The 19,419-nt window shown below is 66.2% G+C and carries 13 protein-coding genes; 8 read left to right on the top strand and 5 right to left on the bottom strand.

Annotation, left to right across the window (positions count from 1 at the left end):
- Positions 1-31: 31 nt before the first annotated feature.
- Positions 32-1,039, bottom strand: a complete 1,008-nt coding sequence (locus tag G572_RS0116745) for a KpsF/GutQ family sugar-phosphate isomerase (RefSeq protein ID WP_029059465.1) — start codon at positions 1,037-1,039, stop codon at positions 32-34.
- Between the two features lie 231 nt (positions 1,040-1,270).
- On the opposite strand from G572_RS0116745, the gene G572_RS0116740 reads away from it, so the two are divergent.
- The 5 genes from G572_RS0116740 (at position 1,271) to G572_RS25600 (ending at position 7,963) form a co-directional block, all read left to right on the top strand.
- On the top strand, positions 1,271-2,743 hold the full coding sequence (locus tag G572_RS0116740) for an outer membrane beta-barrel protein (protein ID WP_029059464.1): 1,473 nt from the start codon (positions 1,271-1,273) through the stop codon (positions 2,741-2,743).
- A 91-nt stretch (positions 2,744-2,834) separates the two neighbouring features.
- Positions 2,835-4,097: a lytic murein transglycosylase gene (locus G572_RS24380; protein ID WP_084650231.1), complete on the top strand. Its 1,263-nt coding sequence runs from the start codon at positions 2,835-2,837 to the stop codon at positions 4,095-4,097.
- A 98-nt stretch (positions 4,098-4,195) separates the two neighbouring features.
- Complete coding sequence (locus G572_RS0116730) at positions 4,196-5,350, top strand: SGNH/GDSL hydrolase family protein (RefSeq protein WP_051242555.1); 1,155 nt, start codon at positions 4,196-4,198, stop codon at positions 5,348-5,350.
- A 133-nt stretch (positions 5,351-5,483) separates the two neighbouring features.
- Positions 5,484-6,845: a methyl-accepting chemotaxis protein gene (locus tag G572_RS0116725; RefSeq protein ID WP_051242552.1), complete on the top strand. Its 1,362-nt coding sequence runs from the start codon at positions 5,484-5,486 to the stop codon at positions 6,843-6,845.
- 122 nt (positions 6,846-6,967) lie between these two features.
- Positions 6,968-7,963, top strand: a complete 996-nt coding sequence (locus G572_RS25600) for an alpha/beta hydrolase family protein (protein ID WP_051242551.1) — start codon at positions 6,968-6,970, stop codon at positions 7,961-7,963.
- Between the two features lie 137 nt (positions 7,964-8,100).
- Here the strand turns inward: G572_RS25600 and G572_RS0116715 are convergent, their stop codons facing one another.
- Both G572_RS0116715 and gltB read right to left on the bottom strand, forming a co-directional pair.
- Positions 8,101-9,531 carry a glutamate synthase subunit beta gene (locus G572_RS0116715; protein WP_029059461.1) on the bottom strand — a complete coding sequence of 477 codons (1,431 nt, stop codon included), beginning with the start codon at positions 9,529-9,531 and terminating at the stop codon, positions 8,101-8,103.
- 15 nt (positions 9,532-9,546) lie between these two features.
- The gene (gene gltB, locus G572_RS0116710; protein ID WP_029059460.1) at positions 9,547-14,280 is read right to left on the bottom strand and encodes a glutamate synthase large subunit; all 4,734 of its coding nucleotides are present in this window, start codon (positions 14,278-14,280) and stop codon (positions 9,547-9,549) included.
- Positions 14,281-14,889: 609 nt separating this feature from the next.
- Here gltB and G572_RS0116705 point away from each other — a divergent pair.
- Positions 14,890-15,918 (top strand): threonine aldolase family protein, encoded by a 1,029-nt coding sequence (locus G572_RS0116705; RefSeq protein ID WP_029059459.1) that lies wholly within the window; start codon positions 14,890-14,892, stop codon positions 15,916-15,918.
- A gap of 143 nt (positions 15,919-16,061) precedes the next feature.
- Here G572_RS0116705 and G572_RS0116700 read toward each other — a convergent pair whose 3' ends face one another.
- Positions 16,062-16,511: an Hsp20 family protein gene (locus G572_RS0116700; protein ID WP_029059458.1), complete on the bottom strand. Its 450-nt coding sequence runs from the start codon at positions 16,509-16,511 to the stop codon at positions 16,062-16,064.
- Positions 16,512-16,788: 277 nt separating this feature from the next.
- Here G572_RS0116700 and G572_RS24370 point away from each other — a divergent pair, with 277 nt between their 5' ends.
- Positions 16,789-17,217, top strand: coding sequence for a hypothetical protein (locus G572_RS24370; protein ID WP_037546994.1), 429 nt, complete (start codon positions 16,789-16,791; stop codon positions 17,215-17,217).
- 124 nt (positions 17,218-17,341) lie between these two features.
- The gene (locus G572_RS0116690; RefSeq protein ID WP_029059457.1) at positions 17,342-18,298 is read left to right on the top strand and encodes an alpha/beta fold hydrolase; all 957 of its coding nucleotides are present in this window, start codon (positions 17,342-17,344) and stop codon (positions 18,296-18,298) included.
- A gap of 21 nt (positions 18,299-18,319) precedes the next feature.
- Here G572_RS0116690 and hisN read toward each other — a convergent pair whose 3' ends face one another.
- Entirely contained in the window at positions 18,320-19,111 is a 792-nt protein-coding gene (gene hisN, locus G572_RS0116685; protein WP_029059456.1) for a histidinol-phosphatase, read from the bottom strand.
- Positions 19,112-19,419: the final 308 nt, after the last annotated feature.

The following is a 19,419-nucleotide window of genomic DNA, read 5'->3' as shown; positions in this document are numbered from 1 at the left end:
TGTTAAGGCGCTCAACCTGAGGGCGGTCAGGTCAGGCGACGCCGTGGCGCAACAGGTCGTGCAGGTGAATGATGCCGACCGGGAGGTCGTCTTCCACGACGAAAACGGCGGTGATCGACGTGCGGTTGATGAACTCCATCGCCGAGGCCAGAAGGAGGTCGGCGCCGATCGTCTTGGGAGCCTGGGTCATGACCTCGCCGGCGGTCTTGTCGAGGAAGTCGCTGCTCAAATGGCGCCGCAAATCGCCATCGGTGATGATACCGATCAGCTTGCCGTCCGGATCGACGATACCGAGCACGCCGAAGCCCTTCTGGGTGATCAGAACGATCGCCTCGCGCATCAAGGTTCCGGCCGTCGTCAAGGGAAGCTTGTCGCCGGAATGCATGATGTCGCGCGCATGCAGCAGCGTCGCGCCGAGCCGGCCGCCGGGATGGTAGACCTTGAAATCCTGGGCGGTGAAGCCGCGCGCCTCGAGCAGCGCGATGGCAAGCGCGTCGCCGGTGGCCATCTGCAGCAGCGTGGAGCTGGTCGGAGCCAGTCCGTGCGGGCAGGCCTCCTCGACCTTGGGGAGGGAGAGCACAACGTCGGCGGCGGAGCCGAGCGCGCTGTCGATGCGCGAGGTCATCGCAACGAGCGGCACCTTGAAACGGCGCGTATAGGCGATGGTGGCGGCAAGCTCCTGGGTCTCGCCCGACCAGGAGATCGCGAGCACCACGTCCTGGTCCGTGATCATGCCGAGATCGCCGTGGCTTGCCTCTGTCGCATGTACGAAGGAGGCGGGCGTGCCGGTGGAGGCGAAGGTGGCGGCGATCTTGGCACCGACGTGACCGCTCTTGCCGACGCCCGTGACGATGACGCGGCCGCGCGCATGCACAATGGTGTCGACGGCGCGCGCGAAGGGATCGGCCAGCCCGTTTGCCAGCGCCTCGCGCAGGACGGCGAGACCGGCCAGCTCCGTGTCGATCGTGCGCAGCGACGAGGCGCGGGCCGAACCCGCATCTTGCGGGCGCGAAGAGGGCTGAAGCTTGGCTGCCGTCATGGTTTATCTGTCCAGTGGTGTCTTGCCGCCGGTCATACCCGTCGGAGGAACGTCCGGCAAGCGCTGGCTTCCGCGCGCGCAGGCGATTGGATGCGCCGGGGCGCGTGTCGGTCTCACCCGGGCCCGCTCTGTGCGATGTCGGGGGCGCGGAAACGCTTGGTTAACCTTAACAGATCATGATCGTGGCCAAAGTGGGCCGTTGCTGCCCGACGTTCCCGATTGGTCCCGTTTATGAACCGGTTTGTCGCGCCTATTCTCTTCGCCGTCATCCTCGCCGCGTCCGTGCAGACGGGTCGCGCGCAGGACGCGTCGTTGCGCGGCAGCCTGGGTGGTGCCGCGCCGCAGGGCAATGTCTTTGCGCAGGACGATGTCGGGGCAGAGGGGGAAGAGGGCGCGGACGAAGAGGATACCGCCACGAGCGGGTTGGCACGCGATACCGATGCCGGCGAGGACGCAGAACCCCTGGCGGAGGCGGGCCGCATCCGTGCCGTCCAGCCCTTTTCGGAACGTTTGCGCGCCGTGGAGAAACGCTCGCCGACCGGTGGCGGCGGCTCCCTCGTCAACGACATTTATGATGGCGAAACCGTGCGCGATGCACCGCGCGGGATCCGCGTCGGGTCGTTCCTGCTGTATCCGGAGCTTTTCACCGGCCTGGGCTGGAGCGACAACCGTTCCGGCGACACCTCCGGCACCTCCGGTCTGCTCTATCGCATCGCGCCGACGCTGCGGGCGCAATCGGACTGGTCGCGACACAGCCTCGGCGTGAATTTTCGCGGCAGTTTTACCGGCTATCCCGACAGCACCGTCGAGGCGGATCCGAGCGCCACGCTCGATGCATTGCTGCGGCTCGACGTCAGTGACCGCACCGAAGTGGACGTGTCCGCGCGCTACGGTCTGTCGCTGGAAGACAGCGGCAGCGCCGAGGCGACCGGCGGCGGGCGGGACATCCACGAACTGGGCGGCGGGCTTGCGCTGCGTCGCTCGGTCGGCATCGTCGGCGCGCAGTTGCGCGGCGAGGTGGATTCCACCGTCTACACCGGTGGCAACACGGCCGCCGCCAACCGGCAACGCGACAACGCGCTGTTTTCCGCGACCCTGCGCCTCGACAGCAACACCGGCGCCGGGCTTCAACCCTTCGTGGAGGGCAGTCTTCTTACCCGCCGCTATTTCGAGCGCTGCACGGATCCCGCCCTTTGTGCAGACCGCGATTCCAAGGGCTATGCCCTGCGCGCCGGCATCGCCTTCGACGCCGGCGGCAAGATCAGCGGCGATATCAGCGCCGGCTGGCGCAGCGAAACGCTCGACGATAGCCGCCTGGCGCGGCTTGAGGGCCTGACCGTCGACGGCTCGCTGATCTGGTCACCCTCGCGCCTGACCACGGTCACGGCGACACTTGCGACCAACCTCGCGCCGTCCACCATTTCCGGTACGCCCGGGTCGCTGCTTTACTCTGGCGACCTGCGGCTCGCCCACGGGTTTTCCGACGCCGTGTCGGGCGAGGTCGGTGTCGGCTTGTCACGGCGCGACTACGCCGGGATCTATCTGGTCGAGGATGAGGCGAGCGCCACGGCGGCGCTGACCTGGGCACTGACATCGAATGTCGCGGTTCAGGGGAGGTACACGTTCCGCCGCTTCAGTTCGACGACGCCGGGCTCGGGTTACAGCGAAAATGCGATCGAGGGCGGATTGCGGTTTCGTCATTGAGCGCCACTTAATTTGCAAACACGGGGCGCCGGGGGGCGCGCATGATCCTTCGCCGGACGGGCGGAGGGTTGAAACCACACCAGGAGTTTTGATGACTGTCTTGCGCATTTTCCGGATGGCCGTTGTGGCGTCTCGCGGGTTTCGGCGACGCTCGGGTGCCAGACTGTCGCTTGTCGCGCTGACGGCCGCGGTGACCTTCGGCGCCGGTGTGGTGTCGCCGGTGGCCGCGGATACGGACTTCAACCGCTGGGTCGAGGGCTTCTGGCCCGTCGCGCGGGATGCCGGCGTCCGCCGCGACACCTATCGGCGGGCCTTCCAGGGCGTCACCCCCGACCCCGACACGATCCGCCTGATGAACAAGCAGTCGGAATTCGTTAAGCCGATCTGGGAGTATCTCGGCACGGCCGTTTCCGACACCCGCGTCGAGAAGGGGCGCGAGATGCTCACCGACTATGCCTCGGAGCTGGCGGCCATCGAGCGGCGCTACGGCGTCGACCGCGAGGCGGTCGTGGCGATCTGGGGCATGGAGACCAACTACGGCTCCTTCATGGGCGAGCATTATGTCGTGCGCGCCCTGGCAACGCTTGCCTATGCCGCGCCGCGCCGCCGCAGTTTCTGGAACAAGGAGCTGGTGACTGCGCTGAAGATCCTGGACGACGGTCATGTGCAGCCCGACCGCATGGAAGGGTCGTGGGCCGGAGCCATGGGCCACACGCAGTTCATGCCGTCGAGCTGGAACCAGTATTCGTCCGACTACGACGGCGACGGGCGCCGCGATATCTGGACCAACATCCCCGATGCGCTCGCGTCGACCGCAAATTATCTCAAGCGGCACGGCTGGCAGACCGGCAAGACCTGGGGCTATGAGGTCGTGCTGCCGCGCGGCTTCGATTATGGTGCCGTCGACGAGGAAAAGGACCTTGCAGACTGGAGCCGGCTTGGCGTGCGCCGCACCAACGGGCGCGACTTCCCGCGTCCGTCCGACGATGCGGTGTTGATCCTTCCGGCCGGTGCGTCGGGTCCGGCCTTCCTGATGCTGCGCAACTTCTACGTCATCAAGCGCTACAACAACGCCACCGCCTATGCGCTCGCCGTCGGTCATCTGGCCGACCGCGTGCGCGGCGGCGGACCCTTCGTGCAGGACTGGGACCGCAAGGCGCTGCCCTTGTCGCGCTCCCAGACCAAAGACCTGCAGACCCGGCTCAACCGGCGCGGGTTCAATGTCGGGAGCGCCGACGGACGGATCGGCCCGGCGACCCGGCGCGGCATTCGCGCCTATCAGCGCTCGGTCGGCCTCATTCCGGACGGCTACGGATCGGTCGCGCTGCTGGAGCGCATCAGCTCCGGCGGCTAGCGCGCGGTGCATCGTCGGCGCGGGTCCTGGCTGACAATTGTCTTGCCGGGATCCGCGGGACCTTGGACGGCGGCGGTGGAATTCGCTAGGATTGCCGCATGATCCGCCTTCAAGCCCCGACGCCGACCTCTGTCGGCCAGAGCCTTTGCCGCGCGCTGTGTCGTGCGGCACTGCTGCTGTGTGTCGCCGGCCTCATCGCCGCCGGCGGCGCGCCGGCGTTCGCCCAAAGCAACGGTCCGATCGTCAAGCCGGGTGACACGCGGGGGACCGGCTTTCATCCGCTGTCGCCGCTCTTGCGCCTGTTCGGCGTCGACAACAAGCGACGCACGCGGATGAAGGAACAACGTCCGAAACAACGGATCCAGCCGAGGCGGGAACCGGTGAAGCCGGTGATCGTCGAGGTGCCCAAGGATGCGGATGCCCGCGTCGTGCTCGTCGTCGGCGGCGATCTGGCAAAGGACCTTGGCGAGGGGCTCGAGGCGACCTATTCGGAAGTGCCGTCGGTGCGGGTCGACACGCTGCTTTTCGCCGACGAGGGCCTGACGACGGACCTGGGCGGGGAGATCGCCGACCGCGTGCAGAGTGTCGTGCAGGGGCGCCGCGTCGGCGCGCTCGCCGTCCTGGTCGGGTCGGCCGACATGCGCGATTTCACGCTGCCGTCGGGAGCTGAACTGAAGTTCCGCAGCGAAGCCTGGGCCGATGCTTACGGACGGCGCGTCGACGGGCTGTTGTCCGCTGCCCGCCGGCAACGCACGCCGCTCGTGTGGGTCGGCCTGCCGCCGCCCAAGGGACCGGCCCGGCGCTCCGACTTCCGGTATGTCACCACCTTGATCAAGGACCGCGTCGAGGCGGCGAATGCCATCTATGTCGACGTCTGGGACGTGTTCCTCGATGAAGAGGGCGGGTATACGTCCTATGGGCCCGATGTCGAGGGACGCCGGCGGCGCCTGCGCGACAACGCGGGCGTTGGCTTCACCTGGTCGGGCAAGAACAAGCTTGCCTTCTTCGCCGAGAAGGCGATTGCCCGTGTGCTCGGTTCCTCGGGCGCCTTCGCGTTCGAGGGGGTCGAGGACGATCCGAATTTCGTCGTTCTGACCGGGCGCATCGGCTCGCCCGAAACGGAACTGGCGGGCGCGGAAGACGCGCGCAACGCCCCGGTGGCGGGGACCCCGCAGTATCGGCTGATCGTCCAGGGGGCGGTGCTTCCGCCGGCGAGCGGCCGCGTCGACGACTTCCGCCTGTCCGGCCCCTGACCGGCTGCGGAATGCGCGAAAGCAGCGCCGGACGTCCTTAGCGTCAATTGGCGAGATTGAAATCGTCAGCGGGTTTTCTTTTTTTTCATCAATTCAACGAAGGATGCTTGCAGGTCGAATACAGGGTCGCAACATGACTTCTTTCCGTTCTTCTCTTTTTTCCCTGACCGTTCTGGGTCGATTTCTGATCATGGTCGGCACCGCCGCGATGATCATGCTCGGCGGTACGGGGTTCGCGTTCTATACTTTCCGCGCGTCCCTCACCCAAGCGCTGGGCGACCCGGACAAGGCGTCTGCATTTGTCGGACCGGAGGCGGCCGCGAGCCTCGACGCCCTGATCCTCGGCGAAATGCTCGAGATTGCGCTGATCTGCACACCGGTCGGCTTGGCGTTTCTCGGCATCGCCTACGTTCTTGCCATGGGTGTCAAACGGCCCCTCAAGGCGCTGCAAACCGGGCTGGAAAACCTGTCGGACGGGGATTTCGAGATCGAGATCGCCGGTGCGGATCGCGGCGACGAGATCGGGTCGATTGCCCGCGCGGTGGCGGGATTTCGCGAAAGGCTTGCGGAAAAGGCGGTCGAGGACGCCCGTCTGGCAATGGCGCAGCAGGACGACATGGCCCGTCAGCGCGCCGATACGCTGCGGCAGGTCGCAAATGACTTCGAAACGTCGGTTGTCGGTGTGGTTCAGCGCCTGAGCACGGCGGCCGAGCGGGTCGGCGGATTGTCGAACGAGCTCGACGGGGCGGTCGACCAGGCGTCCACGGCGGTCGGGATTGCCTCCGACTCATCCCAGCAGGCCTCCAGTTCGGTGGCCACGGCGGCGGAAGCTGCCGAGGAGATGACGCAATCGATCCTGGCAATCGGCCGCGAAATGGAAGAATCCGCCAAGATGGCGCAGGCAGCCGTCGACGAATCGCGCGCCACCGACACCATTGTCGGGCGGCTTGCGGAAAGCGGTCGGGCCATCGGCGAAGTGGTCGACCTGATCAAGCAGATCGCCGACCAGACCAATCTTCTGGCACTCAACGCGACCATCGAGGCGGCCCGGGCCGGGGAAATGGGCCGGGGCTTTGCGGTCGTCGCAAACGAGGTCAAGACACTGGCCGGCCAGACCTCACGCGCCACCGAGGACATTTCCCAGCAGGTGGAGGCGGTGCAGCAGGTCTCCGAACAGGCCGTCGGCGCAATCCGCTCCATCGCGGAAACCGTCGAGCGGATCCACTCGATCTCCAACACCATCCTGAGCGCTGTGCAAAAGCAGATGGCGGCAACGGGCGAGATCACCCAGAGCGTCGATTTCGCCACGCAGAACACCGAAAGCGTTGCCTCCAGCATGACGGAGCTGTCCCAGGCAAGCGAAAGCACGCGGTCCGCCACAGACCAGATTCGCGGAGCAACCTCCGAACTGGCCGATCTGTCGGGTGCCCTGCACCAGCAGGTCGGAGGGTTCCTGAAAAGCATCCACGCCAGCCAGGACCGCGACGCGGCCTGATCGCACCGGCCCGCTCCAGGGCGGCATCTCCCGGGGCATGTTGCGCATGCGGGTGCGGGAGGATATTTCGGGCCGGTCCCGGTGACGTCTCCCCGCGCACCGGCATGATAGGGCTCCGGCACATGCGGTATCTTCGCCTTCTTCTGCTCGTTTTCCTTCCTGTCGGGTCCGTGAGTGCGATGGATGCGCCGGGACGGGCGATCCTGCCGGTCGCGGATCCTCAAGGCGAGCGCGAGCTGTCCCTGTCGCTGTGGTATCCGGCCAGCGGCGGCTCTGCGCAGGGCGTCGGTGGAAACGCCGTCTTTCGCGGCCCAATAGCCGTGCCCGGCGCGGTGGCGGACGCGGGTCCGTTTCCCCTTGTCTTGCTGTCGCATGGCGGTGTCCGGTCGAGCCCGGATTCCGGCGCCTGGCTGGGTGCGGCGCTGGCACGGTCCGGGCATATTGCGGTCGAGGTCAATGCGCCCCGGCCAGGGAGCGCGCGTGCGGGCGCGGACGAGATCTGGCGACGGCCGGACGACCTTGCGCGCGCCCTGGAGGCTGTGCTTGGCGATCCAAAGTGGGCGCAGCGCATTGACCGAAACCGGATTTCGGCAGTCGGGTTCGCGCTTGGCGGCACTGCCGCCCTTGCCGTTGCCGGCGGGCGGATCGATCCGGATGCCGTTCTGCGGTCCTGTCGGGACATGACCGGTCCCGACTGCGCCTGGTATGCCGCCGGGGACGTTGCCCTTGAAACGCTTGCCCGCGCGCCGCTGGCGCGTGACCGTCGGATTCCCGAGGTGTCCGCCGCGGTGGCGATTGCGCCGGAATATCCGGACGCGTTTTCCGGCGAGGGCGCGGCGACGGAGGTTCCCGCGCTCGTGATCGCGCTTGGTCCGGCGACGGAGACGAAAGACGCCTTTGCGGAGGTGGTCGAGAGGAGCGGGACGGCCAGCCTTGCAAGGCTTCCCGACGCCGGCCCCTTCGATGCCTTTCCGCTGTGCACGCCGAAGGGGGCGAAGATCCTGTCGCAAGAGGGGGGAGATCCCGCGCTTTGCGCGACATCGGCGCAAGCGCGCGGCACCGTTCATGCGACACTTGTCGACCGGATCCGTTCCTTTCTCGCGCGGACGGAAAAGTGACGCGGTCCGCCTGTCGGGCCGGATTGCGCCGAGCGACGCGATTTCGCGCCAGGCGCTGACGTTCAAACGAAAAACGGCGCCCATTCGGGCGCCGTTTTTCGTTTTTTCGGCGATTAAACCCCGTGAGTGTTTCCGCCTCAGCGCGGCAGATTGGTCGTGCCGGTCAGATGCAGGTCGATGGCGCGGGCGGCCTGACGGCCCTCGCGGATCGCCCAGACGACCAGGGACTGGCCACGGCGCACGTCGCCGGCGGCGAAGATGCCGTCGACGGAGGTCTTGTAGGCCTCGGTGTCGGCAAGGATGTTGCCGCGCGCGTCGCGGGCCATCTCGTCCTTCAGCTCTTCCAGATAGGTGCCTTCCATCGGACCGGCGAACCCGATCGCGGCCAGCACCAGCTCGGCGCGCAGGATGAATTCGGTGCCGGGGATCGGCACGCGCTTTTCATCGACGCGGGCGCATTTCACGCCGGTCACATGCCCGTCCTCGCCGACGATCTCGAGCGTTGCGGCGGCGAATTCGCGGTCCGCACCTTCGGCCTGGCTGGAGGAGGTGCGCATCTTGGTCGGCCAGTAGGGCCAGACCGCGAGCTTGTCTTCCTTTTCCGGCGGACGCTGGCGAATGTCGAGCTGGGTCACCGACAGCGCGCCCTGGCGGAACGACGTGCCGACGCAGTCCGATGCCGTATCGCCGCCGCCGATCACGACGACATGCTTGCCGCCGGCCCAGAATGGCGCCTCGCCCGAGACGTCCTCGCCGCCGACGCGGCGGTTCTGCTGCACCAGGAACGGCATGGCATACATGCAGCCCTGAAGGTCCATGCCCGGGAGCCCCGGATCGCGCGGGCGTTCCGCGCCGCAGGTCAGGAGCAGTGCGTCATGGCGGTGCTTGAGCTCGTCCACCGTGACCGAAACCCCGACATTGGCCTCGTAGTGGAAGACGACGCCCTCGGCCTCCATCTGCTCGACGCGGCGGTCGATGTAGTGCTTTTCCATCTTGAAGTCGGGAATGCCGTAGCGCATCAGACCGCCGGCGCGGCGCTCGCGCTCATAGACATGCACGGTGTGCCCGGCGCGGGCCAGCTGCTGGGCAGCCGCCATGCCGGCAGGACCCGAGCCCACCACCGCGACGGTCTTGCCGGTCTTCACGGCCGCCGGCTCCGGCTGGATCCAGCCTTCCGCATAGGCCTTGTCGGCAATCGCCTGTTCCACGGTCTTGATCGCGACCGGCACGTCCTCGAGGTTCAGCGTGCAGGCTTCCTCGCAAGGCGCCGGACAGATGCGGCCCGTGAACTCCGGGAAGTTGTTGGTGGAGTGCAGGTTGCGCGCCGCCTCTTCCCAGTCGCCGTTGTAGACGAGATCGTTCCAGTCGGGGATCTGGTTGTTGACCGGACAGCCGACCGGACCGTGGCAATAGGGAATGCCGCAGTCCATGCAGCGGGCTGCCTGTCGCTCGACTTCCTTGTCTTCCAGCGGGAGCGTGAACTCCTTGAAATGGCGGATACGGTCTGAAGCCGGCTGGTACTTTTGTTCCTGCCGATCGATTTCCAGAAAACCGGTGACTTTTCCCATGTTCTCCGTCTCCCCTTACTCGGCCGCCACCAGGCCGAGCCGCTTTTCTTCCATTTCCTTGAGCGCGCGGCGGTATTCCACCGGCATCACTTTCACGAACTTGGGACGGAAGTCGTCCCACTTGTCGAGGATCTCCTGCGCCCAGGCGGAGCCCGTGTGCGCGATATGGTTGGAGATCAGCTGGCGCAAGCGCTCGTCGTCGTGTCGGGTCATGTCGGCGGTAAGGTCGACACGTCCCTTGTGCTCGATGTCGCCGCCATGGTGGTGGAGCTTTTCAAGCAGATCGTCTTCTTCCGGAACCGGTTCGATATCGACCATCGCGAGGTTGCAGCGCGAGCGGAACGAATTGTCCTCGTCCAGCACATAGGCCACGCCGCCGGACATGCCGGCCGCAAAATTGCGCCCTGTCCAGCCGAGCACGACAACCACGCCGCCGGTCATGTATTCGCAGCCGTGATCGCCCACGCCCTCGACAACCGCGAGCGCGCCGGAGTTGCGCACCGCGAAGCGTTCGCCGGCGATGCCGCGAATGTAGCATTCGCCCTCGGTCGCGCCGTAAAGCACGGTGTTGCCGGCGATGATCGACGTGTCCGGGTCGGCCGCGCTCTTGGGGCTTGGCCGGATCACCAGCCGTCCGCCGGCGAGACCCTTGCCGACATAGTCGTTGGCATCGCCTTCAAGCCGCATCGAGATGCCGCGGGTCAGGAAGGCGCCGAACGCCTGACCGGCCGTGCCGGTCAGATTGATCTCGATGGTCCCGTCCTTCAGGCCCTTGTGGCCGTAGCGCCGGGCAACCTCGCCGGAGAGCATCGCGCCGGTCGAGCGGTCGACGTTCATGATGGTCTCGTCGATCGTCACCTTCTCCTTGCGCTCCAGCGCGGGCTCGGCGGCGGCGATGAGACGGCGGTCGAGAATGTCGTCGATCGGATGCTTCTGGCGTTCGCTCCAGCGCCGTTTTTCCGGCGTCGCCTCGGGCATGTGGAAGAGGCGCGAGAAATCGAGCCCGCGGGCCTTCCAGTGCTCCAGCATCTTTTCCTGGTCGAGCATGGTCGTGTCGCCGACGAGTTCCTCGAAGCGGGTCACGCCCATGGCGGCCATCATCTCGCGCACTTCTTCCGCCACGAAGAAGAAGAAATTCACCACATGCTCGGGCATGCCCTTGAAGCGCTTGCGCAGCACCGGGTCCTGGGTGGCGATGCCGACCGGGCAGGTGTTGAGGTGGCACTTGCGCATCATGATGCAGCCCGCCGCGATCAGCGGCGCGGTGGAGAAACCGAACTCGTCGGCGCCCAGAAGCGCGCCGATCACGACGTCGCGGCCGGTCTTCAGGCCGCCGTCGACCTGAAGGGCGATCCGCGAGCGCAGCCCGTTCAGCACCAGGGTCTGCTGCGTTTCCGCAAGGCCCATTTCCCAGGGGCTGCCCGCGTGCTTGATCGAGGTCAGCGGGGAGGCGCCCGTGCCGCCGTCGTAGCCGGAGACGGTGATGTGGTCGGCGCGCGCCTTGGCCACGCCTGCGGCAACCGTGCCGACGCCGACTTCGGACACCAGCTTGACCGAGATGTCGGCGGCCGAATTGACGTTCTTCAGATCGTAGATCAGCTGTGCCAGATCCTCGATCGAGTAGATGTCATGGTGCGGCGGCGGCGAGATCAGGCCGACCCCTTGCGTCGAATGACGCACCTTGGCGATCACCGCGTCGACCTTGTGACCCGGCAACTGACCGCCTTCGCCGGGCTTGGCGCCCTGCGCGACCTTGATCTGGATCATGTCGGCGTTGACGAGATAGTCGGTCGTCACGCCGAAGCGGCCCGAAGCGACCTGCTTGATCGCGGAGCGCATCGGGTTGGTCGACCCGTCCGGCATCGGCCGGTAGCGCTCGGGCTCCTCGCCGCCCTCGCCGGTGTTCGACTTGCCGCCGATCTGGTTCATCGCCACCGCGAGGGTGGAATGCGCCTCGCGCGAGATCGAGCCGAAGGACATGGCGCCGGTGGAGAAGCGCTTGACGATCTCGGCCGCCGGCTCGACGTCCTCGATCGCGACCGGCTTGCGTCCGACGTCTTCCGCCGCTTTCACCCGGAACAGGCCGCGGATCGTGAACCGGCCGTTCTCCTCGTTCGTCTCCTGCGCGTACTCGCGATACTTGTCCGGCAGGTTGCCGCGCACCGCGTGCTGAAGCGAGGCGATGTTGTCCGGCGTCCACATGTGACGTTCGCCGCGGATGCGGTAGTTGTATTCGCCGCCGACTTCCAGCGCGTCGCGCAGAGCCTGCACGTCCTCGAAGGCGACCCGGTGACGGCGGGTGGTCTCGTCGGCAACCGCATCGAGGTCGATGCCCTCGATGGTCGTCGCCGTGCCGAAGAAGAACTCCTTCACGAAGTCGCTCGAGAGGCCGACCGCATCGAAGATCTGCGCGCCGCAATAGGACTGGTAGGTCGAGATGCCCATCTTGGACATGACCTTGAGGATGCCCTTGTCGATCGACTTGATGTAGCGGTGCACGACCTCGTCCGCGTCGACTTCCTCGGGGAAATCGAGTTCGGCGTGCAGCTGCAGCAACGTCTCGAAGGCGAGATAGGGGTTGATCGCTTCCGCGCCATAGCCCGCCAGGACGCAGAAATGATGCACCTCGCGCGCCTCGCCGGTCTCCACGACAAGGCCGACGGAGGTGCGCAGGCCCTTGCGGATCAGGTGGTGGTGCACGGCCGCCGTCGCCAGAAGCGCCGGGATCGGGATCCGGGCGCGCGACAGCAGGCGGTCGGACAGGATGATGATGTTGTAGCCGTTGGCCACCGCACGTTCGGCGCTGGCGCACAGGTTGGTCAGCGCCTCGCGCATGCCTTCCGCGCCATGGGCAACGTCATAGGTGATATCGAGCGTCTTGGCCGAGAACTGATTGTCGGAGGTGTCGCCGATGGTACGGATCTTTTCCAGATCGTCATTGGCGAGGATCGGCTGGCGCACCTCGAGGCGCTTGGAGGTCGACAGGCCCTTGAGGTCGAACAGGTTCGGACGCGGCCCGATGAAGGACACAAGGCTCATCACCAGTTCCTCGCGGATCGGATCGATCGGCGGGTTGGTGACCTGGGCGAAGTTCTGCTTGAAATAGGTGTAGAGCAGCTTCGGCTTGTCGGAGAGCGCGGAAATCGGCGTGTCCGTGCCCATCGAGCCGATGGCTTCCTGGCCGATGGTGGCCATCGGCTGCATCAGGAGCTTGATGTCTTCCTGGCTGTAGCCGAAGGCCTGCTGGCGGTCGAGCAGGCTTTCCGCCGCGACCGGCGCGCGACCGCGCACGGCCGGCATGTCTTCCAGCACGATCTGGGTGCGGTGCAGCCAGTCCTTGTAGGGATTGGCCGTCGACAGGGTGCGCTTGATCTCGTCGTCGGAGATGATGCGGCCCTCTTCCAGGTCGATGAGCAGCATCTTGCCCGGCTGGAGCCGCCACTTGCGGATAATCTTTTCTTCCGGGACCGGCAGCACGCCGACCTCGGACGACATGATGACGAGATCGTCGTCGGTCACGACGTAGCGCGCCGGACGCAGGCCGTTGCGATCCAGCGTCGCGCCGATCTGGCGCCCGTCGGTGAAGGCAACGGCGGCGGGGCCGTCCCACGGTTCCATCAGGGCTGCGTGATACTCGTAAAAGGCGCTCAGGTTGTCGTCCATCAGCGGGTTGCCGGCCCAGGCTTCCGGGATCAGCATCATCGCGGCATGGGCGAGCGAATAACCGCCGGAGACGAGGAATTCGAGCGCGTTGTCGAAACAGGCGGTGTCCGACTGTCCTTCGTAGGAGATCGGCCACAGCTTGGAGATGTCGTCGCCGAAATGCGGCGAGGAAACGCTTGCCTGGCGCGCGGCCATCCAGTTGACGTTGCCGCGCAGCGTGTTGATCTCACCGTTGTGGGCCACCATCCGGTAGGGGTGCGCCAGATCCCAGGAGGGGAAGGTGTTGGTGGAGAACCGCTGGTGGACGAGCGCCAGCGCGGAGGCAAAGCGCGGGTCTTTCAGGTCGGAATAATAGGCGCCGAGCTGATAGGCGAGGAACATGCCCTTGTAGACCAGCGTCCGGCTCGACAGCGACACGATGTAGAAGCCGTGCTCGACCGCGTCGCTTTCCGCGCGCACGGTGTTGGAGATCACCTTGCGCAGCACGAAGAGGCGACGCTCGAAATCCTCCGGCGTCTCGCAGTCGCGGGATGCGATGAACACCTGGCGCGAGCAAGGCTCGGTCGCGGCAATGTCCGGCGCCTTCGACAGCGAGGAATTGTCGACGGGCACGTCGCGCCAGCCGAGGCACGCCTGCCCCTCGGCCGCGATCACGCGCTCGATGATGTCTTCGCAGGTCTTGCGCAGCTCGGGATCGCGCGGAAGGAAGATGAAGCCGACACCGTAGCGGCCCTGTTCCGGAAGCTCGATGCCAAGGCCCTTTGCCTCTTCCGCGAAAAAGGCATGCGGGATCTGCACGAGCATGCCCGCGCCGTCGCCCATCAGCGGGTCGGCGCCAACGGCACCGCGGTGGGTGAGGTTTTCCAGGATGCGAAGACCGTCGGTGACGATCTGATGCGACGCCTGGCCCTTGAGGTGCGCGATGAAGCCGACGCCGCAGGCATCGTGTTCCTTGCCGGGATGATACAGGCCGCAGCGCGTCGCCTCGTCGCGGCGCATGCGCATCGTCTTTGCCGTTGGGGCAGTGGCCGGTGCGGGTGTTCCTGCGAAGTCCTGTGCTTCGATCATCGCGTCGGTCTTGCTCATCTCAGCCCTCTTGTCTCATCCCGGCGTCCGGTCCGGCCTCTCCCGTTCGGGTCGCGTCCCCCTCGGGCAACGCGGCTCGTCCGGCGAACAGGCAAAAGCCCTGACGCTGACTTTGTGAAGCGGTCCCGCTCCGTCTGCCCGCCCGCTGTCGCGGCAGGGGCCAGTGGACGACCGTCCCTGTCCCCGGCGGTGCCAGATGCAAGCCTGACCCTTCGCCCCGGCTGCCTGTCCAGACCTTTCCGGCGGACGCGCCGCCGGTGGCTGCGCTGGCAGCGTTCAATCCCCTTGCCCGACACGCCGTTGTCGCCAAGCAACCGCTTAACCTAGGGCGCGCGAGACGCGGAACCACTGGGGCCCCGGATTTCCTTGCCCCAGATGGGACAGTATTCCTGTCCTATTGGGAGCGGCGCACAATGCCAGATTTCCGAAAAGGGGGCAAGCGGCTTGCGAATGGCCTTATAAACTATTTCTTTCGCCCGCGCGCAGCAATTTGTCACATTCGACCAGAGGCGAAACGCGCGCCGAAACAATCTGTCGAAGGGACGTCGCGTCGGTCGGGACTTCGCGACGGGACTTGCCAGTCGCGCCCCGTCGGGCCTAGATCGGATCATGAACTTTTCCAGCGACAACTGGGCGGGGGCATCGCAGCCGGTGATGGATGCGCTCACCCGCCACAATCACGGATTCGCTCCGGCCTACGGCACGGATCCGCTCACCGACCGGATCACCCAACGATTCCGGGACCTTTTCGAGACCGACGTGTCCGTGTATTTCACGGCGACCGGCACGGCGGCCAACGCGCTGTCGATGGCGGCCTGTGCGCGGCCGGGCGGGTTGATCCTGGCAAGCGAGACGGCGCATCTGCATTGCGACGAATGGGGTGCGGCGGAGTTTTACACCCACGGCATGAAGATCGTTCCGCTCAGCGCACCTGAGGGCCGAATCGCGCCGGAGGCGGTGAGCGAGGCGCTCGAGCGCTTTGGGCAAGCAAGTCGATTCGGGGCGCCTGCGGCGATGAGCCTTACCCAGGCAACCGAATGCGGAATGGTCTATTCCCCAGCGGAAGTGGCGGCGCTGACCGAGCAGGCGCATGCGCGCGGGCTCGTTTGTCACATGGACGGCGCGCGCTTTGCCAATGCGCTTGTGCATCTGGGGGCCAGTCCGGCCGAAATGACCTGGAAGGCGGGTATCGATGTCCTGTCCTTCGGCGGGACCAAGAACGGCTGCTGGTGTGCCGAGGCGATTGTGGTGTTCAACCCGGAAGCCCTGCCGCATCTTGCGACCCATCGTGCACGCGCCGGCCATCTCTTTTCAAAGTCGCGCTTCGTGGCGGCACAGTTCGACGGCTATTTCGAGGGGGATCACTGGCTCGACCTTGCAGGCCGGGCCAATGGGGCAGCGGCACGGCTCGCCAGGGGGATCGACGAAAGCGGTCGGGCGCGCGTCGCCTGGTCGACGCAAGCGAATGAGGTCTTCGCGGTCCTGACCAAGGCCCAGATCGAGAAACTCAGGGGCGAGGGCGCCCTGTTCCACGAGTGGTCGCGCGAGGGCTGCGCTGCCGACGAGCATGTCGTGCGGCTGGTCGCGAGCTTCGCGACCACGGACGACGAGGTCGACCGGTTCATTTCGCTGTTGTGACCGGCGTGCGGCTTCGCCGCGCGCGCAAAAACAGGAACGCCGCCGCCCGGATTGTCTCCGTGCGGCGGCGTTGCTGGTCCCGGATTGCCTGCCTGTCACTCGGGGGAGGTGGGCGTGACACGGCAGGCTTCGGGTCGGGTGCCTCAGTTCACGCTGCTTTCAATCTGACGGGCGTTCTCGCCGTTCTTGATCTCGATCCGGCGCGGCTTCATCGCTTCGGGAATCTCCCGGGCGAGATCGATGTGCAGCAGGCCGTTTTCCAGACTGGCGCCGGTCACTTCGACATAGTCGGCCAGCTGGAAGCGGCGCTCGAAGGCCCGCGCGGCAATGCCGCGATGGAGAAACTCGCCGCTGTCGGCGTCCGCCGGGCGTTCGCCCTTGACCGTCAGCACGTGTTCCTTGGCCTCAAGCGTCAGGTCCTCGTCGCGGAAACCCGCGACCGCCATGGTAATGCGGTAGGACGATTCACCCGTCCGCTCGATGTTGTAGGGCGGATAGCTGGGTGCATCCTGTGCATTGGCATCGAGCATGGCGAACAGCCGGTCGAAGCCGACGGTGGAGCGGTAAAGGGGGCTGAAATCCATATGACGCATCGGTGTGTCCTCTTTGGTTGAGCAACATGTGATGGTGCGATCCCATGGCGTCCGCCAGCTTGGCCGGACGGTGTCGGGATCGATCGTACAGACCCGTGTGTGGCGCCTGCACGAGAAGAGGTGGGGAGCGGATTTCTAGGTTTCAAGAGGGGGGCGCGCGGCGTGTTTTCGCCGATGAACGGATTCTGAACGGGGCCTTCCGGTTCGGTTCACGTGGCACCTGACACATTGGGGGCGTTCAACAGGCGCAGTTGGCGCCGCAAACCAGGAGCCCCCCATGAAAAAGACCCTCCTCGCCGCCGTGGCCGCCGGACTGTTGATGACCGCTCCGGCCGCACAAGCCCTCGATGCCCGGGTCTCGTCCTTCGCGCCGACCCCGGCCGTTTCCACCACCGCCGACGCCGGACAGGTGATCAAGGTCGGTCGGCGCTGGGGCCGGCATCGCGACCGCCGCCTCGGCCCGCGCCGCATCGTGCGCAAACTGCATCGGCGCGGCTTCCGCAACATTTCGCGCGTTCGCTCGCGCGGCGATGTCTATGTCGTTCGGGCGAAAGGCCGCCGCGGCGCGCCCCTGCGCCTCGTCGTCGACGCCTACTCGGGCCAGGTCGTGGGGCGCACCGTTCTCGGCGGGCGTCGCTGGGGCGGCGGCCATCGCGGCGGTCGGCGCGGCGGCCAGTTCAGCTGGGGCGTCTGGGGCCGCTTCTGAGCCGGAACTGCCTGCGTGACAGTGCCCCCTTGCGGCCGCCGGTGTTGAGCCGGCGGCCGGGCTCCTGTAAGACATTGCAAGCGTCTTTCTTCCGGCGTTTCGCCGTTCCAGCTTCCGGATTGCCATGGACCTTTTCGATCATCCGGACAACCCGGTCCCCGAGGGCGGACTTTGCGCCGAGGTTCGCACCGTGGACGGACACGCGCTGCGGACAGCCCGCTGGATGCCGAGCCATCGCCCGCTGAAGGGCACGGTGACGCTCCTGCAGGGGCGGGCCGAATGCATCGAGAAATATTTCGAGACGATCGCCGACTTGCGCGCCCGCGGCTTCGCGGTCGTGACCTTCGACTGGCGCGGCCAGGGCGGCTCGGCGCGGCTCCTGCGGAACGCCCGGCGCGGGCATGTCGACGATTTCGCGGATTTCGTCGTCGATCTGGAAACGGTCATGCGCGAGGTCACGCTTGCCCATATGCCGGGTCCCCACAACATCCTGGCGCATTCGACCGGAGGTCTCGTGCTGCTGCTCGCCGCCCGGCGGTTGCGCACCCAGATCGAGCGGGCCGTCCTGTCTGCGCCCCTGATCGGACTTGGCAAGGTGGGCCTGTCGCAAGGTCTCGTGTGTCCGCTCTCCGCCGCGCTGTCGGCCATCGGTCTCGGGACGGCGAGCGTACCGCGCTTTGGCCCGAATGCCAGTATCGCGTTCGAAGGCAATCCCCTGACCTCGGATGCGACACGGTTTCACCGCATCGAGACGGTTCTGGACGCGCGTCGCGATCTGGAAATCGACATGCCGACGATCGACTGGCTCGCCGCCGCCTGCCGCGCCATGCGCCAGGTGACCGGGCCGGACTTCGGTCCCGCGATGTCCCTGCCGATCCTGATCGTGGCGGCGGGTCAGGACATCATCGTGTCCACGCGCGCGGCCGAAGGTTTCGCCCGGCAGACGCGCTCCGCCCGCTATCTGGAAATCGCCGGATCGCGCCACGAGATCCTGATGGAAGACGATCTCTACCGCGACCAGTTTCTCGCCGCCTTCGCCGCCTTCGTCGCCGAGGGGGCGCCGCAGGCCGCGCTTTCGTGATGCAGGGCGCGGCGGTCGTCCTTACCGTGCCGCCGGGGCAAGCTGCGCCAGTGCGGCCTCGTGAAGGCGCGCGTCGCCGCTTGCAACAATCTGTCCGCCCTTCGCCGGCGAACCGCCGGACCAGTTGGTGATGATCCCGCCGGCGCCTTCCACGATCGGTGCGAGGGCGACGATGTCATAGGGCTGAAGGTCGGTCTCGATCACCAGATCGACCTGGCCGGAGGCCACCATGCAATAGCCATAGCAATCCGTTCCGTAGCGCGCGTTGCGCGCCTGTGCCTCGATCGCGCGATACACACTCTCTTCGGCGCCCTGAAACAGGCCGGGGTGGGTGGTGCACAGGATCGCATCCTCGATCCGCGCGCAGGCGCGCGTCGCCAGCGTCGCGGATTGGCCCGCGTGCCGGCGCCATGCGCGGGTGCGGTCGCCATAATAGCGTTCTCCGACAAAGGGCTGGTCCATCACGCCGAAGGTCGGCTCGCCGGCGGACATGAAGCCGATCAGCGTGCCCCAGGTCGGCAGGCCGCAGATGAAGGCGCGTGTGCCATCGATGGGATCGAGCACCCAGACATTTTCCGCGTCGAGACGGACGTTGCCGTGCTCTTCGCCGAGGATGCCGTGATCGGGATACTGTGCCTCGATGATTTCGCGAATGACGGCTTCCGCGGCGCGGTCGGCAACCGTCACCGGATCGAAGCCGGCCTTAAGCTTGTTCTCGACCGAAAGATCCGCGCGAAAATGCGGCAGGATGGTCCGGCCCGCCGCATCCGCGAGACGGTCCGTGAAAGAAACGAGGTCCGGGATCGACGGCATTGCGGCAAATCTCCTGCAGGGTGAAGGGAAACCGGAGGTGAGTGTCGGGCCGTTAAACCAGCCCGGCGGACCGGCGTCGAGAAAAACCGGTTCGGACGGATTTTTTCAGGAGATTTATGAATAATCACCTCATTGAAAAATATGAAAAAACGCTTTCTCCTCTGCGCGGGAGACCGCGGGATTGCGAAATCGACATTGACTTTTGTGCAGTGCGGTGGAATATTTGTGCAGCGCGATATGACTTGGTCATTGAGCGCCGCCCTCCTTGGGCGTTTCCTCCCTAGACTCGGGCCGCCTCGCAAGAGTGC

It is taken from the genome of Stappia stellulata DSM 5886 (assembly GCF_000423705.1).
GTDB classification, from domain to species: domain Bacteria; phylum Pseudomonadota; class Alphaproteobacteria; order Rhizobiales; family Stappiaceae; genus Stappia; species Stappia stellulata.
This window is presented reverse-complemented; position numbering and strand designations above follow the sequence as displayed.